Annotated in this window: 15 protein-coding genes; 9 read left to right on the top strand and 6 right to left on the bottom strand. The window is 54.1% G+C overall.

The window, feature by feature from the left end:
- Positions 1-273 precede the first annotated feature (273 nt).
- The gene (locus C1J05_RS20295) at positions 274-999 is read left to right on the top strand and encodes a sugar transferase (protein WP_254684663.1); all 726 of its coding nucleotides are present in this window, start codon (positions 274-276) and stop codon (positions 997-999) included.
- A 265-nt stretch (positions 1,000-1,264) separates the two neighbouring features.
- Positions 1,265-3,586, top strand: coding sequence for a tetratricopeptide repeat protein (locus C1J05_RS20300; protein ID WP_162798172.1), 2,322 nt, complete (start codon positions 1,265-1,267; stop codon positions 3,584-3,586).
- A 98-nt stretch (positions 3,587-3,684) separates the two neighbouring features.
- Here C1J05_RS20300 and C1J05_RS22035 read toward each other — a convergent pair whose 3' ends face one another.
- Positions 3,685-3,810, bottom strand: coding sequence for a hypothetical protein (locus C1J05_RS22035; protein WP_302622783.1), 126 nt, complete (start codon positions 3,808-3,810; stop codon positions 3,685-3,687).
- 230 nt (positions 3,811-4,040) lie between these two features.
- On the opposite strand from C1J05_RS22035, the gene C1J05_RS20305 reads away from it, so the two are divergent.
- From C1J05_RS20305 to C1J05_RS20335, 7 genes are all read left to right on the top strand, one after another.
- Complete coding sequence (locus tag C1J05_RS20305) at positions 4,041-4,655, top strand: ribonuclease D (RefSeq protein ID WP_114871850.1); 615 nt, start codon at positions 4,041-4,043, stop codon at positions 4,653-4,655.
- A gap of 12 nt (positions 4,656-4,667) precedes the next feature.
- Complete coding sequence (locus tag C1J05_RS20310; protein WP_114871851.1) at positions 4,668-5,636, top strand: KpsF/GutQ family sugar-phosphate isomerase; 969 nt, start codon at positions 4,668-4,670, stop codon at positions 5,634-5,636.
- Position 5,637: 1 nt separating this feature from the next.
- A complete protein-coding gene (gene lptC, locus C1J05_RS20315; RefSeq protein ID WP_114871852.1) occupies positions 5,638-6,252 on the top strand; it encodes an LPS export ABC transporter periplasmic protein LptC in 615 nt (204 codons plus the stop codon).
- A 42-nt stretch (positions 6,253-6,294) separates the two neighbouring features.
- Complete coding sequence (locus C1J05_RS20320) at positions 6,295-6,762, top strand: LptA/OstA family protein (RefSeq protein ID WP_254684664.1); 468 nt, start codon at positions 6,295-6,297, stop codon at positions 6,760-6,762.
- Positions 6,762-7,520 carry an LPS export ABC transporter ATP-binding protein gene (gene lptB / locus C1J05_RS20325; protein ID WP_114871854.1) on the top strand — a complete coding sequence of 253 codons (759 nt, stop codon included), beginning with the start codon at positions 6,762-6,764 and terminating at the stop codon, positions 7,518-7,520. The genes C1J05_RS20320 and lptB overlap by 1 nt, the downstream gene beginning before the upstream one ends.
- Positions 7,521-7,769: 249 nt before the next feature.
- A complete protein-coding gene (gene hpf / locus C1J05_RS20330; protein ID WP_114871855.1) occupies positions 7,770-8,333 on the top strand; it encodes a ribosome hibernation-promoting factor, HPF/YfiA family in 564 nt (187 codons plus the stop codon).
- A gap of 39 nt (positions 8,334-8,372) precedes the next feature.
- A complete protein-coding gene (locus C1J05_RS20335; RefSeq protein ID WP_114871856.1) occupies positions 8,373-8,837 on the top strand; it encodes a PTS sugar transporter subunit IIA in 465 nt (154 codons plus the stop codon).
- Here the strand turns inward: C1J05_RS20335 and C1J05_RS20340 are convergent.
- From C1J05_RS20340 to galE, 5 genes are read right to left on the bottom strand one after another with little or no spacing between them, the layout of a single operon-like run.
- Positions 8,825-10,267, bottom strand: a complete 1,443-nt coding sequence (locus C1J05_RS20340; RefSeq protein WP_114871857.1) for a sulfotransferase family 2 domain-containing protein — start codon at positions 10,265-10,267, stop codon at positions 8,825-8,827. The genes C1J05_RS20335 and C1J05_RS20340 overlap by 13 nt on opposite strands.
- Positions 10,267-11,964, bottom strand: coding sequence for a DUF5927 domain-containing protein (locus C1J05_RS20345; RefSeq protein WP_114871858.1), 1,698 nt, complete (start codon positions 11,962-11,964; stop codon positions 10,267-10,269). The genes C1J05_RS20340 and C1J05_RS20345 overlap by 1 nt, the downstream gene beginning before the upstream one ends.
- 15 nt (positions 11,965-11,979) lie before the next feature.
- Positions 11,980-12,990, bottom strand: coding sequence for a glycosyltransferase family 2 protein (locus C1J05_RS20350; RefSeq protein ID WP_114871859.1), 1,011 nt, complete (start codon positions 12,988-12,990; stop codon positions 11,980-11,982).
- Positions 12,991-13,034: 44 nt separating this feature from the next.
- Positions 13,035-14,279: a glycosyltransferase gene (locus C1J05_RS20355; protein ID WP_114871860.1), complete on the bottom strand. Its 1,245-nt coding sequence runs from the start codon at positions 14,277-14,279 to the stop codon at positions 13,035-13,037.
- On the bottom strand, positions 14,239-15,222 hold the full coding sequence (gene galE, locus C1J05_RS20360) for a UDP-glucose 4-epimerase GalE (protein ID WP_114871861.1): 984 nt from the start codon (positions 15,220-15,222) through the stop codon (positions 14,239-14,241). Before galE ends, C1J05_RS20355 begins: the two co-directional genes overlap by 41 nt.
- Between the last annotated feature and the right edge of the window lie 20 nt (positions 15,223-15,242).

Raw genomic sequence — 15,242 nt, forward strand, 5'->3', positions numbered from 1 at the left:
CATTGTCCCCGAAACGGAACTAAAGACTGATTTTGAGATTTATTTTTGAACCCTGCTGGACAATACGGCCACATTTTAAGCGATTCAAAGCACCTCAGGCCAAGATTCGGCAATCGTTGGATTTTTCTCTGGCATGTTGGCAGTTCAGATGTTAATTCAGTGTTAATAAAAAGTGCACGCTGATCTGTTTGTTGCGCAAATAAAAAAAGCTAGAGCGGTTAAATTCGACTTGACGGCGGCGTCGTTTGTTACGCGTTGCTGAAATGTGGTTCTGTGTTTGTACTGATTGAAAGATTTGAAATGACCATTCAAGATAAGCAATTTAAGCGCGATGCCGCTTTTGTAGCGGATGTATCCGGAAAATTCGTCCTTGAACCTTCTGTAGTTCGGAACGGTTGGTATGGATCCTTTTTCAAGCGTGTGTGCGACCTGGCTCTGGTGCTGATCGCCGCGCCTTTTGTCGTCCCGGTAATCCTGATCCTGTGCGCCCTGATCGCGCGGGATGGCGCGAACCCTTTCTACCGCCAGAACCGTATCGGACGTAATGGCCGCGTCTTTTCGATGTGGAAACTGCGGACGATGATCCCCGATGCTGACAAGTTCCTGAGCGGCTACCTTGCCAAAAACGGCGAAGCCGCCAAGGAATGGGCAGAATCGCAAAAACTGAAAAATGACCCGAGGATTACATCGTTCGGTTCTATTCTACGCAAGAGCTCTTTGGATGAACTTCCCCAGCTGTGGAACGTTCTGACAGGCGAAATGAGCCTTGTCGGACCGCGCCCGATGATGCCCGATCAGCGCGATCTTTATCCTGGTCTTGCGTATTTCTCGATGCGTCCTGGTTTGACCGGATACTGGCAGATTTCTGACCGTAACGAGAGCAGCTTTTCGGCGCGCGCCCGGTTTGATACGCGTTACTTCAATGACATGAGCCTGATTACGGATATCAAGATTCTGTTCAAAACCGTCGGTGTGGTTTTGCGCGGAACGGGGTACTGAACTCGGCACGGCATTGTCACGATGGCAAACAACCGACAATGATCATACAACAAAGGGTCGCCTTCATCTGCGACCCTTTTCGATGTTACACTTTATGATAACATTGTACGTCTAGGAAAACGGGTCGACTGACCTGCCAAACAGGATGGAACCAATCAAGATGCTTCGTATTCCGGGAATCACTGCGGCCCTGCTTTCTGCCACTCTCTTTCTAACTGCTTGCGAAAGTTCTGAAGAGCGGGCGCAAAAACATTATGAAAGCGGCATGTCACTGTTGGAGCAGGGGGATGTTACCCGTGCCGAAGTTGAGTTTCGCAACGTGTTCAAACTCAATCCGCGTCACAAGGAAGCCCGTTTGGCCTATGCGCGCACTCAAAGTGATGCAGGCAAGATCCGGGGCGCTTTCAAGCAGTACCTCACGCTGGTCGAGTTTTATCCCGAGAATCTGGAAGGCCGGATCGAGCTTGCACGCATGGCAATGCTGAACCGCGACTGGGAAGAAGGCGAACGCCACGGACGTGCGGCATATGAACTGGCGCCGGATAACGCAGATGTTCTGGCCCTGATTGCAGCGCTTGATTTTGTAAAGGCACGCCGCGATTCGAACGAACCCGAAGCGCGCAAACAGGCCGAAATTCTGAAAGACGTGTTGGAGACAAACCCGGAAGACGGAATCGCACGCCGCATCGTTGTCGAGCATTTGGTAAACCGTCAGGAATTTGATCAGGCGCTGGTACAGCTTAATCAGGGCATAGAATTCGAGCCCGATTCATTCGAGCTTTTGATGGCGCGCCTGCAGGTTCAGTACGAGCTAGGGGACAACAAAGGCGTCGAAGCATCCCTCAAGGAAATGGTATCGAAGTTTCCTGAAAACATCGATCTGCAACGCACGCTGATCGCCTGGTATCTGGAACGCAACGATCTGGAAGGCGCCGAAGCATTCTTGCGCGAACTTGCGAACCGCCCCGACGCGGAACCAGCAGCAAAAATCGTTGTCGTACAGTTCTTGACAGAAACTCAGGGGCCGGAAGCCGCCCGCGCTGAACTGGCCCGTCTTGTTGAATCAGAAGAAAAAAATCTGGTGTACCGCGCCCTTCTTGCCTCGATGGACTTTGAAGAGGGCAAGCAGGACGAGGCCATCGCCGAACTTGAACAGGTGTTGGAGCAGAACGAACCAAGCGATGACCGGCGCAATTCGCAGATCCTGCTGGCCAGAATGCTGATCCAGACCAATAATCCGGTTGGCGCGCGTTCTTTGGTAGAGGAAATTCTGGCGGAAGATTCCGGCCACGTTGCAGCGCTGAAAATGCAAGCGGCATGGCTGATCGACGAAGACAAGCCGAGCGAGGCCATCGTCGCCCTGAGAACCGCGTTGGCGGGCGCGCCCAACGATGCCTCGATCATGACATTGATGGGCCAGGCACATGAACGGGAAGGTGCCCGTGAACTGGCCGGCGAACGCTATGCGCTTGCGGTGGACGTGTCTGGCGCTGCCCCGGCTGAATCGCTGCGCTATGCGTCATTCCTTATGGCGGACAACCGCATTGAATCCGCCCAGTCGGTTATTCAGGAAGCGTTGAACAAAGCGCCCCAGAACATCGAGCTGCTTCGCAATATGGCGATGATTTATATTGCCCAGCAGGATTGGAACCGGGCGACACGCATTGTTTGGTCCTTGCGCGCACTGGGAACCGATCAGGCAACCAACGTTGCGAATGGTATCGAGGCAGAAGTTCTGTCACGTCAGGAACGCACCGAAGACACGATTTCTTTCCTCAAGGACATGCTGAGTGAAGACACTGGAAACACCGGCGCTCTTGCCGCACTGGTTGAAACCCAGGTGCGGGATGGTCAACTGGACGAAGCAACCGCGCTATTGGAAGAACAGCTTGTGGCCAGACCCAACGACCCTTCTTTGCGGTTCCTGCGGGCCGGCCTTTATTTTCTGGAAGATGATCGCGCCCGCGCCGAGGAAGAATACAAGAAACTTCTGGAAGAGTTTCCCGGAAACGATCGTGTCCTGAGAACCTATTACAGCCTGCTGATCGCCGAAGGCCGCGATGCCGAAGCCGGTGAACTTGTGGACAAGGTCATTGCACAAAGACCGGATGCCAGCAGTGCGCTTTTGCTCAAAGCAGAACGGCTTGAAAAAGCGCAGGACTTTGAAGGCGCAATCGCGATTTACGAAGACTTGTATGCGAAGAACAGCAGCAGCGTCATTCTTGCCAACAACCTGGCCAGCCTGATCACCACGCATCGCACAGATCCCGAAAGCCTTGAACGTGGTTTTGCAATCGCCAGTCGCCTGAAGGGCACAATGTTTCCGCCGCTTCAGGATACCTATGGCTGGATCGAATACCGACGCGGCAATTACGAAGAAGCTCTGGCATATCTGGAGCCGGCAGCAGCCGGATTGCCGGAAGATCCGTTGGTCCAGTTCCATCTTGGCATGACCTATGCCGCCCTTGAAAGAACCCAGGAGGCACGGGAAACTTTGACACGCGCTTTGGAAATTGCAGGTGACAGGCCGCTTCCGCAATTTGATGTTGCGCGCGAAACTTTAGAAAAACTCCCAGCACCGGAATAGATCCGAGAACAGCTTTGGCTGCGAGCGAGGGGCGCTGTGTCAGGCGCGGCACGTGAATGTCATGCGTCTGCGTGGCAACCTGCGAGAACCGGTACCTTCTAACGCCCGTCGTAAGTATAGGTCGGGATCGAAGACAGCTGTTCGCCATTGATCGAAGTTGAATTCTGTCCCGGCTCACAGGCGCAGAGAAGCAGAACAATTGCAAAAGGAACAAATAGTTTCATTTGGTGTATCCTTGTTTGTCTTGCGACCAATGACGATCAACCGGGCCATCCGATAACGGAATGATAACAAAAAAGAACCCGGAAAGAACGGTGTAACCCTGATCACGAAACCCAAGCATACTGCGCTCTTGTAAATTAGACTACCGGAAACCTGTATTGGCGGTCCGGCGCGCTGACGGTTAAAAAAACCGCCACTTTCCCATTCATCAAAGCCGCGATATAGGTGCGCCATGACAAATCATCTTTATCAAAACGATCTTCCCGACGGGCTGGATATGGGGCCGGTTGTGGCTATCGATTGTGAAACAATGGGGTTGAATCCCCATCGTGATCGCCTGTGTGTTGTTCAGCTTAGCAGCGGCGACGGCAACGCGCATATCGTTCAGATCGAACTTGGTCAGACGACGGCACCCAACCTGTGTGCATTGTTGGAAAACCCCGATGTGCTGAAGCTGTTCCATTTCGGTCGATTTGACATCGCGGCCATGTACAACGCATTCGCGGTAATAACCGCGCCGGTTTACTGCACGAAAATCGCAAGCCGACTGGTGCGCACCTATACCGACCGGCACGGATTGAAAAACCTGACACAGGAATTACTTGGGGTTGACCTGTCCAAACAGCAGCAATCCAGCGATTGGGGTGCACGTGACCTTAGCAATGCCCAAATTGAATATGCTGCGTCGGATGTTCTGTACCTGCATCAGCTGCGGGATGCTTTGGATACGATGCTTGTCCGTGAAGGGCGTGCCGACATCGCCAAGGCGTGCTTTGACTTTTTGCCAATGCGGGCAAAGCTGGATTTGGCAGGCTGGCCCGAAACCGATATTTTTGCACATTCCTGAAAGATCACAGACATGACCGGGCCTGAACAGTTTTTGAGCACCGCCCGCCGGGTGATTGATACCGAAACCAAAGCGCTTGCGCTCTTGTCAGCGGGTCTTGATGAGTCTTTCGCAGCGGCGGTGCAAATGCTTCTGGATGCAAAAGGCCGGGTTATCGTTCTGGGCATGGGAAAATCCGGCCACATCGCACGAAAGATTGCCGCAACCTTTGCAAGCACAGGAACTCCGGCGCATTTTGTCCACCCGGCCGAGGCCAGCCATGGCGATCTGGGCATGGTTGCGCAGGGGGATGTGGCGCTGGTTCTGTCAAATTCGGGCGAAACGCCGGAACTTGCCGATGTCATTGCCTACACACGCCGCTTTGATATCCCCATGATTGGCGTTGCCAGCCGCGCAGAATCGACGCTGATCCGGCAATCCGATATCGGCTTGATCCTGCCGCGCGCCGAAGAGGCCTGCGGAACAGGCGTGGTACCGACATCTTCAACCACGATGACCCTGGCGCTGGGCGATGCTCTTGCCGTGGCCCTGATGGAACATCGCGCTTTCACGCCCGAACATTTCCGCGAATTTCATCCAGGCGGAAAACTTGGGGCGCAACTAAGTCGTGTACGTGACCTGATGCACAAGGGCGATGCAGTACCGACAGTCGCTGGTTCTGCCAAAATGGGCGATGCGCTGATCGAAATCAGCCAAAAGGGGTTTGGCGTTGTTGGTGTGTGCGATGATCAGGGCATCCTGACGGGTATTATCACAGATGGTGATTTGCGCCGCCACATGGATGGCCTTTTGTCGCTGAACGCTGACGATGTCATGACGCATAATCCAACGACAATTGCCCCCGATGCACTTGCCGAACAGGCCGTGGCGATCATGAACAAGCGCAAGATCACCTGCCTGTTTGTCGTAGACCCGGCCGGCCCGCCCAAAGCGATCGGGCTGTTGCACATTCACGACTGTTTGCGGGTCGGGCTGGGCTAGAATGGCCAAGCGCGTAGATCGCTATTCGCGCCTGATCGCCTGGCTAAAGGTTTTGCTGCCACTGACGGCGCTTGCCCTGCTGTCGACGATGTTCCTGCTGTCGCGCAGTGTGGACCCGACAAACACCATTCCCTTCGCCGATACCGAGGTTCAGGAACGTTTGCGCACGCAGCAGATCACCGGGCCGGTTTTCGCAGGCACCACTGATGCAGGCGACCAAATCAGTGTCAGCGCCAGTGTGGTCAGACCCGGCACAGCCGGTTCAGAGCGTCCGGAGGCGGATAATCTGGTCGGTCAGATCAATCTGAACGAGGGCGGGCAGATCAAGCTGACTGCCAAAAGCGGAGAACTGGATGCAGCAGGTGAAGTTGTTGTTTTCAGGGGGTCTGTCGTCATCGAAAACAGCGAAGGCTACGTAATCCGCACCGAACATCTGCGGTCTTCCTTATCGCGAATCGAAGCTGATACATTGTCATCCGTGTCTGCCACCAGCCCTTTGGGGGACTTGCAGGCCGGCAAAATGCAGTTGCGATCCGACCCCGACAGCGAGGTTGTTCAAATGGTTTTCACAAACGGGGTAAAGCTGATATACCGCCCCAAACAAACGGACAGATAACCGGTGGCGTATTTGCGTCTTTTTTCAATAGTCACGTGTGTCGTGATAACCGCTTTTGCGCCGGATTGGGCAGTTGCCCAAGCCGAAAGTGCGCAGGTCACGTTCGGCGTCATCAAACAAGACCCCGATTTACCAGTTGAAGTGACATCAGATACGCTTTCCGTAAGCCAGTTGGACGGAACGGCTGTTTTTGATGGCGATGTTCTGGTGGTTCAGGGCGAAATGCGTCTGGCGGCTGCTTCAGTTCTGGTCGTTTACAGCGAAGAAAATTCTGAAATCCAGCGCCTGGAGGCAACCGGTGGCGTGACACTGGTCAGCGGTGCGGATGCCGCCGAGGCAAAGCGCGCCGATTATGACATTGTCAGCGGCACCATCGTCATGACCACAAATGTCCTGCTGACGCAGGGCCAGAATGCGCTGACCGCAGACAAGATGACCGTGAACCTGCGCGATGGCACAGCGCAAATGAACGGGAGGGTTAAAACCATCTTTCGGACTGGAACCGATTGATGCCAAAGCCGATTCTGAGTCTGACCAACGGAAATTCCGGCCTTTGCATCGAACAATTGCGCAAGAGCTATCGCAAGAAAGTTGTGATCAGAAACTTTAGCATGCAATTGAAACGGGGTGAGGTTGTTGCCCTGCTGGGCCCCAACGGATCGGGCAAGACAACAACGTTCTATGCCGTTGCAGGTTTGGTGATGCCAGAGGGCGGTCGTGTACTGATAGATGGTCAGGATGCCACACATCTGCCCATGTATCGCCGCGCCCAACTGGGCATAGGTTACCTGCCTCAGGAAATGAGTATTTTCCGCGGCCTGAATGTCGAAGATAACATCTCGGCCATACTGGATATCACCGAGAAGGACCGGCACAAACGGCGCGAACGCCTCGAAGAACTTCTGTCAGAGTTTTCGATAGAACACCTGCGACGCGCCCCAGCGCTGGCATTGTCAGGAGGCGAGCGCCGGCGGGTCGAGATTGCCCGCTGTCTGGCCGCCAACCCAAAATATCTTCTGCTGGACGAACCGTTTGCAGGTGTTGATCCGATATCCGTGGGCGATATCAGACATCTGGTGGCAGATCTCAAAATACGCGGCATCGGTGTTCTGATTACCGACCATAACGTTCGTGAAACATTAGAAATTGTTGATCGAGCCTATATCCTGCATGATGGTCAGGTTCTGATGTCAGGCACACCGGACGAAGTGGTGCAGAACGAAAATGTGCGCCGGGTCTATCTTGGTGACAATTTTAAAATATCCTAAAATGGTTCAAAATTCGTTAACCAATTTTCCGCCTACCAAGTCACCGCTTTTGATTGACAGCCCCCCCGTATTTCGCCTCAAATAGGGTATGGATCTTGTGTTCTTTGACTCGGAAGTTCGTCCGCCCGTTTGTCGGGGCCCGGACTTTGCAATGTCAAACTCCGGCGTCCTATCCTGCATTCGGCCATAAACCTTGACGGAAAACCACTGGCAAGCTGTGTCCGCGTGTCAAATAAAAAGGGAGAGATAATGCGCTATCAAATCACCGGAAAACAAATCGATATCGGCGAAGCCCTTCAAATACATGTGAAGGACGAATTGAACGAAGCCGTCAAAAAATATGCCGAACGTCCGACAGACGCAAACGTCGTGTTTTCCAAATCCGCCAGCGAATATGTATGTGAATCGACGGTGCATTTATCCACCGGACTGACTGCGCAGGCAAAGGGACATGCCCACGAAATCTATGCCGCTTTCGATGCCTGCCGCGAGAAAATGGAAAAACAGTTGCGCCGTTACAAAAGGCGACTGAAAGATCATCATCGCGACCGTGCGGAACCGGTTGAATTGTTTGGAGCATCCTCTTATATCCTCGCGTCGGAAGAAGACTCGGATGCGATCGAGCCGGAAACACTCCAGCCGATGATCGTTGCTGAAATGGAAATGAAAATACCGTCTCTCTCGGTTGGAGAGGCCGTAATGCAAATGGAATTGGCAGGCGCACCTGTATTGGTGTTTCGAAACGAGAGTAAGAACGGGGTCAACGTCGTTTATCGCCGCGATGACGGCAACATCGGATGGATCGACCCCTGAATGTGAAACCCGCGCCGTCATAAAGCCATTGGAGAAAACATGGAATTGTCCAAGATCCTCGCCCCTCAGGCGGTAAAGGTGGTGGCTTCGACCTCAAGCAAAAAGCGGCTTTTGCATGATCTTTCCGATCTTGCCTTTGTCGCCTACGGCCTTCCCGCCGCCGAAACGGTCGAAGCATTGATGGAACGGGAAACCCTTGGCCCGACAGGCGTGGGAAACGGCGTGGCATTGCCACACGCGCGCCTGCCGGGCGTGGAATCTGTGGTCGGGGCGTTTATCCTTTTGGAAAAACCGATAGATTTCAATTCGATAGACCGGCAGCCTGTTGATCTTGCGTTTGCGTTGTTTGCGCCCGAGGATGCCGGTGTCGAGCATTTGAAGGCACTGGCGCTGGTATCACGTACATTGCGTGACGCATCCGTATGCGCGAAACTTCGGGCCAACCCCGATGCGGCTACGATTTATGCAATCCTGACGGAAGCGCAATCAGTTCAGGCGGCGTGACCGCCGCCCCATTCCGAAAATCCGAACATCATGTAATCTCGCTGATAGATATCGGCGACCATTTGTTCGATTTGTTCATCGTAAATGTCCGCCAACGCAAACGGAGTGTCGGCAGCGGCCGCATGTGGTGCGGGTGGATTCGAATATCCATATTGCATCGCAAGCGCCGGTAAAGCGCTGGAAAGCTCGTCTTCTCGCAGGACATAATCAGGCAGGACAAATTCGCCAAAACCTTGCAAGGCCTGGGATTGAGTACACCAGGTGGCATCCACACGAATGGCCGTTTGGCCAGCCAGATTCCCGCGCAGGAATTCCAGAAACGCAACAAACGCGGTCCGGTGCGCAGCCCGGTCATATCCGGATTGTTGCTGGTTTTGGGGCAAGGGCACCTTGTAGCGGGTCTTTAATGTCTGGCGTATTTGCGCAAAACTTCCTTCACCGGTGTTCAGAATGCGTTCACAGAATACGGAATGAGCACGCGCAACAGGGTGCCGCAGGACGGTAAAGCTTCTGTGTCCGGTGTTCCGGCGTTTCCATTGACGCAGGTTTTTCTGGTTCATTCCGGTGGTCAGATCATCCTTCGAAACGCCATCAAGCCCGGCCATCCAGTCTGTCACAACCGCTTCGCACGATCCGCGTATCGGCAAGTAAAGCAGCGGTGCCTTGGCTGCTGCAACATAGCTGGGCACGACCGGCCCGCGTCTGGGTTCAAAATTCGGGGTACGCGACAGGTTGAACCAATCCAGCCCGGCAATACTGGACATCATTTCCTTCCTGTTCACGACCTTGTCTACCGTGGGTTCCGGGTTCTGCTTTTTCAGCTTTTTTTCCAGCCCTTTCAGAACATCATCCTGTCCCAGAAAGCGGCCTATGCCGTTCACGACCTCCAGATCCTGCAAGTCTGCATAGGACAGATAGAATGCAGTTTGCCCTGTAGTTTGCAGACCGTGCAGGATTTTCATCTGAAACGTCTGCAATACGTTCAGATGATCCGCAAATTCTTCGGCGTCGAATTCGGCCTTGCCATCCTTTCGGCGCTTTAAATCGGTTAACTTCCATTGGCCGGTTGCCTGCGCAATCTTCCACGAAACATAACTGTCCAGCGGGTTACGCGTCAGAATTACTTTGGCACAGCGCGGATCAGGCAAAAACAGATCGAATGCGCGCGGGTCATGATCGTGAAAGAACCTGAAACCGCCCAATCCATCCGATTTGGTCCTGATCGCGTTGATCAGACGCGCCGGATCCCGGTCACGCACATCCTGAGTGATACCCAGAATTTCGCTGGATTTGGGGTACCCGATGAAATGCGGGTTGAACGCCTCACCGTGGCAAACAAGGCGCGCAAACGCGTTCAGATTGGATTCAAGAAAATTGGACCCTGTGCGCATTTCCGCCAGCACAACGAAGTAATCGAAATTTCCCGCCATCACTGAACAAGATAGGGTTTGCGCGGCGCAGGCGGCGATTGGTTTGACCCGTGTTCAACCGGAAAATCGCCCATCAGGTGCGGATGCATTCCCTGATTTTTCAGATTTTGCAGGAACTGGCCAAACCCGTTCAGATCAACCATTTTCGGCACTTCGGACAACCGCCGCGACGACGCGTGTCCGATTTCGTCCAGAATGCTTTGCAGCGGCTCCATCGGCGCCTCGATAAACTCGGCCATTGTCCAGATGCGCACCCGTGCCTTGTTCTGCGGCGATCTCAGAAGATCCAGATGCTTGTTTTCGATCTTTTGCAAAAGCGCCGCTTCTTTTCGGATATCCGCAAAATTGCGATTGGATTTGAACAAGGGAACGGACCAGGCGCCGCTGATTACGGACACCTGCGCATTCGAATCCTTCGCTATTTTCCAGTTGATCTTTTGCCGGTCCCGAGGACCGAACTGGAAACACTGCCGTTCACCCCGCGTGTTCCAGATCAGGCTGGTCAGAAACGCGTTGGGATCGTAATCGCGGGCTTTCGCACTGTCACTCAGCGCGCCGTTTATCACCGTTTGGCCACCCGCATATTCGACACGTTCAGGTGCGAACAAATGTCCGTGCACCCGCGCACCCGTTGTTTTTTCCAGCCAGGGTTCAAAGTTTTCGAACAGCTCTGAAAACCCCTGAAATACTGAATACGGACCAGCGGTAGCCCCGTTTTCCCAATCCTGATTTGGAAAACGGCTTTGCATATACAAACCCGGGCGTCCTCTGGTCCGGCGTTCAACCGCCTTTGCAAATATCCGGTCGATTTTCCCCGGATTAGGCTCTGTCCGTTTCAGGGCCGTGGCCGCATCGGTCAGAAACGCCTGATAGAGTTTTCCGGCGCGCGGCCAGATTTTGCGTGCAACAAAGCAATCCGAACGGCGCAGCAACTGAAGGTGATCATCGTAAAATATGTGCGGTTTGCCCTGAAAATCGAATTTGGAAAGGGTCAGCGACCGGCTTTCGATATTGATCGAATATTGCCGGGCCAATGTCTGAAAATAGCTTTCATCCGGAATCCAGACCTGTCGGAAATACCTGTCGATCTGCCCCCTTTCAGGGTCTTCCAGAATTGCAGACAGGGTTTGCCGGGTCAGGCACCACCATTGCGACCCCATATGCGGCACCAGCCCGCGCGGCATCTTGCGTGTCAGATGCAATCGGCGTTGCAGATCCACATAGGCATCAAAAAGAAACCGGTACCGTTTCCATGAAAACGGAAACCGCAAGGTGAACCGTTCCTGATCAAGCCCGCCAACCGTCCAGGGCACATCCGATGTTGTGGCGGATTCGATGAAATCGGTTTGCGGCCGGTCTTCGAGGTATTCGATCAATTCGTCCACCGGGCGCAGCGGCAAACACGACCCCGACATCAGATAGACATGCCGAACCTGCGGAAATTCCGCCAGCATCAATTCTGATCCGGATTGCGATGCGGCCACAATGCCCCATGTTCCCCATTCGCAGCGGAACCTTTTGCTGAACAGCACATGCGGCACATCGGCCAGCGATTGCACAAAGCTGTTATAGGCAGAGTGCGCGACGTTCTTGTCCACGTGGATCACAACCGGGCAGCCGGCAGCCGCCCAATGTCGGGCCACCTGTTCGGCCCTTCCCAGTGCGGTGTGCACCAGCATGACAATTCCGACGCTCAATGCATCTCCTTGATTTTATGCCCAGTTTCCTTTGGACATCAGACCCAATATTTCCAGTTGCCGCCAGTTAATATATTTTTCCGACCATTTGCACCAAAGTTCCGGATTGTCCTCAAGCGTTTCGGCATAGGCCTTGTATTCCACGCTTGCGGCGTAATGCTGCTTGCGCGCCAGTTCTTCTTTCGCTTTCTGCGGAAATGTATCCAGAAATTTGGTGTGTAACAAAATGCCCGAGGCTTTTTCTCCGCCCCATTCATCATAGACCTGGTTCAGGCCGCGCGGCAGCAGCATATGCGTTGAACTGGCATAGACATATCGTTTTTCCCACTTCACCAGCGGTATCTTGTTCAGCGCCGGCGCTTTTTCCGGTGCGTCGCGGAAAAACACCCGCCGCCGTGGACCACCTTGAATCCACAGGTTGCCAAAGCGTTTGTTCCTTTTCAGAGTATAGTTGCCACTGTCGAACCACGCCGCGATTTCCAGCGGATCCTGCCCTTCCTGGTAAGGATGTTCGCCAATCGGCCCTTTGGGGTACATATCCAAAAGCATCGCACTGAAGGATTTTATGGAAGATGCATCCAGCCAGTCGGTAAGCGCCCGCAATGGGCGGGTATCACAAAACGGATAAATCAGAAACTCGTCTGGGTCGACAACCAGTGCCCAGTGGCCGTCAGCATATTTCATCTGCAGAGCGTTCAGCCAGTCAACGCCGAAACGGGCGCGCTTATAGCTCGCCTTGGTGTGCCAGACCGATACATCGGTTTGTTCCGCCAGATAATCCAGCGATCCGTCCGTGCTGTCGTTGTCCACAAAGAAAAAGTGGTTCACGCCCTGATCTCGGTAATACTGAAGAAAATACGGAAGCCTGATCCGTTCGTTCCGCTGCGTGCAAAACAGAAGAATATCGTTTGACCTGATCTGATCAGTCCGCAAGACGACCGATGAAATCTCGCGCCGTTTGCGCAGTGCACGCAAACGCCAACGCTTTCTAAGCAACCTTAGCCGATATGACTGCCAAACGCCCAACTTTACCTCTGTCGTCTTGCCAGTCGCGCCCCGGAATTACGCTATTACGTCAGCCTTAAGACAGTGTTGAAATGCGTTTTCCAGTCTGGTGGATCAAACGCGTTTGCCATGTTTGTCTTTTTCGGTTTCGGGATCTCGGCAAGGTTCCTTATTTTTGTTTCCCACAAATACCGATCTGATGCCTCTGCGTAAACGGGAATATCGCCCAGTGTTTCCCTGTAAACCGGCAAATCGTTGCACAGAACAGGTACGCCCAGCGCTGCCGCTTCAATCGGTGGCAGGCCGTACCCTTCTGCAAGACTGGGAAACAGCAGGCCCAATGACCCGCTTAGAACTGTGGCGACCTGCCCGTCTGTCAACGGTGCCACTTCTGAAATGCGGTGATTGTCCGCTGCCTTGTCCAGTCTTGAAAACACATCCTGATTATTCCAGCCCCGGCTTCCGCAGATCATCAGATGTGGCGCACCGTCGGAAAAACCATCCCAGATATCCAGCAAAAGCGCGTGTTTCTTGCGGGGTTCAATTGTGCCCACCGTGACAAAATAGGGCTGCGTAGGAACAATACCCTCTGGCACGTCGGCAAGCTCCGGAACCTCAACGCCCAGATGCGCCACGATACCTTGCGGCGGGTTACCCCACATAGACAGCCAGTGTTCGGCACGTTCTGCGCTACAGGCAGAGTTGTAAATGATCAGGTCCGCCCATGCGCCTGCCTGCCGCAGAAAAGCGCGAAACCGGTCAACGCTGCCTTCCCGTTGGAACTGCGGAAAATCCAGGGGAATGGTATCATGAACAAAAACCGCAACGCGCCCGTTGATACTGTGCCGGACAGCGGACAAGACCCGGTCGGTCAGGTTGGTATGCCCGATGTTCAGATACGCCGTCCCGCCGGGTAAATGCCGGTGCAGCATGTCGGGCAAACGCCTTGGGCGACACCGATCCAGCGCAAGTCGGCGCACATCGGATTCCGCACGGCGCACGCTATCCGGTTTGGTGCGCACGAGGCGGGACAATGTATCAATCGATCCCCACGGTTCAGCACCTGAAATCCGCGCCCGCAAGGCCAGCATTCCGCCGCGTTCCAGCAATATATATCCGTAGGTTGTACGGATAAGCGCAAAAACCGGGGTGCTTTCATCGGTCAGGTGATTAAGATAGGCCCATTCGACCCGATCAATACCGGTCATTGGGCGGCCCACACGACTGACCAGCCGGGTCAAATCCAGCAGGCGGGCCGCGGGTGCGGTTTTATGTGTCGTAGTGGCCAGTTTGGTGCCATCTCCAAGCATCCGAGATCATCGTTTTCAGGTCGGACCGGCTGGGCGACCAACCCAGTTCCTTCTTGGCACGCACCGACCCCGAAACAAGCTTTGTGCAATCCCCCGGGCGACGTTCTCCGATATTATGAGGCACGGGGCGGTTCGTGACAGCGCTGGAGTGTTCGATCACCTCAAGCACCGAAAAGCCCGTGCCGGTACCCAGATTGAACACTCGGCTTTGTTTGCCATCCAGTAACCATTTCAAACCCAGAACATGCGCATCCACAAGGTCGCAGACGTGCACGTAATCACGAATACAGGTTCCGTCAGGCGTGTCATAATCTGTTCCGAACACAGTCAGCGCATCACGTTTGCCATCAATTGCATCCAGCATCAAAGGAACAAGGTGCGTTTCCGGCTGATGGAACTCTCCGACTTCGGCCTCGGGATCCGCGCCCGCAACATTGAAATACCGGAAAATGACGTTCTGCAGGTTATGGGCTGCATCGAAATTCGCCAAAATATCTTCGATCGCACGCTTGGACGCGCCGTAGGCATTGATGGGATGTTGCGCGCTGTCTTCATCCAGAACCACATTGTCCTGATCGCCGTAGGTGGCGCATGTAGACGAAAAAACAAACCTGAGACATCCGGCGGCCACAGCCGCTTCGATCAGGTTCAGGGAACCGGCAACATTGTTGGACCAATAGCGCCCAGGCTCTGCCATGCTTTCTCCGACCTGCGACAGGGCGGCAAAATGCATGACCGCAACGGGTTCATACTGTTCAAACACAGCGTCCAGGCGCGCGCGATCCATCAGATCGCCACGCTCGAACGGGCCGAATTTCACGGCATCCTGCCAGCCGGTGACCAGATTATCAAAAGTCACCGGAGTGAAACCGGCAGCGCGCAATGCCTTGCACGCATGCGAACCGATATAGCCCGCACCGCCCGTCACCAACACGTAAGTCAAGGATTGCCCTTTCAGAAACG

The organism is Sulfitobacter sp. JL08 (assembly GCF_003352045.1).
GTDB lineage: Bacteria > Pseudomonadota > Alphaproteobacteria > Rhodobacterales > Rhodobacteraceae > JL08.

Coding starts and splice junctions, on each gene's coding strand:
- C1J05_RS20300 (WP_162798172.1), top strand. CDS start 1,265: ATGTCACTGTTGGAGCAGGGGGATGTTACCCGTGCCGAAGTTGAGTTT.
- C1J05_RS22035 (WP_302622783.1), bottom strand. CDS start 3,810: ATGAAACTATTTGTTCCTTTTGCAATTGTTCTGCTTCTCTGCGCCTGT.
- C1J05_RS20305 (WP_114871850.1), top strand. CDS start 4,041: ATGACAAATCATCTTTATCAAAACGATCTTCCCGACGGGCTGGATATG.
- C1J05_RS20310 (WP_114871851.1), top strand. CDS start 4,668: ATGACCGGGCCTGAACAGTTTTTGAGCACCGCCCGCCGGGTGATTGAT.
- lptC (WP_114871852.1), top strand. CDS start 5,638: ATGGCCAAGCGCGTAGATCGCTATTCGCGCCTGATCGCCTGGCTAAAG.
- lptB (WP_114871854.1), top strand. CDS start 6,762: ATGCCAAAGCCGATTCTGAGTCTGACCAACGGAAATTCCGGCCTTTGC.
- hpf (WP_114871855.1), top strand. CDS start 7,770: ATGCGCTATCAAATCACCGGAAAACAAATCGATATCGGCGAAGCCCTT.
- C1J05_RS20335 (WP_114871856.1), top strand. CDS start 8,373: ATGGAATTGTCCAAGATCCTCGCCCCTCAGGCGGTAAAGGTGGTGGCT.
- C1J05_RS20340 (WP_114871857.1), bottom strand. CDS start 10,267: ATGGCGGGAAATTTCGATTACTTCGTTGTGCTGGCGGAAATGCGCACA.
- C1J05_RS20355 (WP_114871860.1), bottom strand. CDS start 14,279: ATGCTTGGAGATGGCACCAAACTGGCCACTACGACACATAAAACCGCA.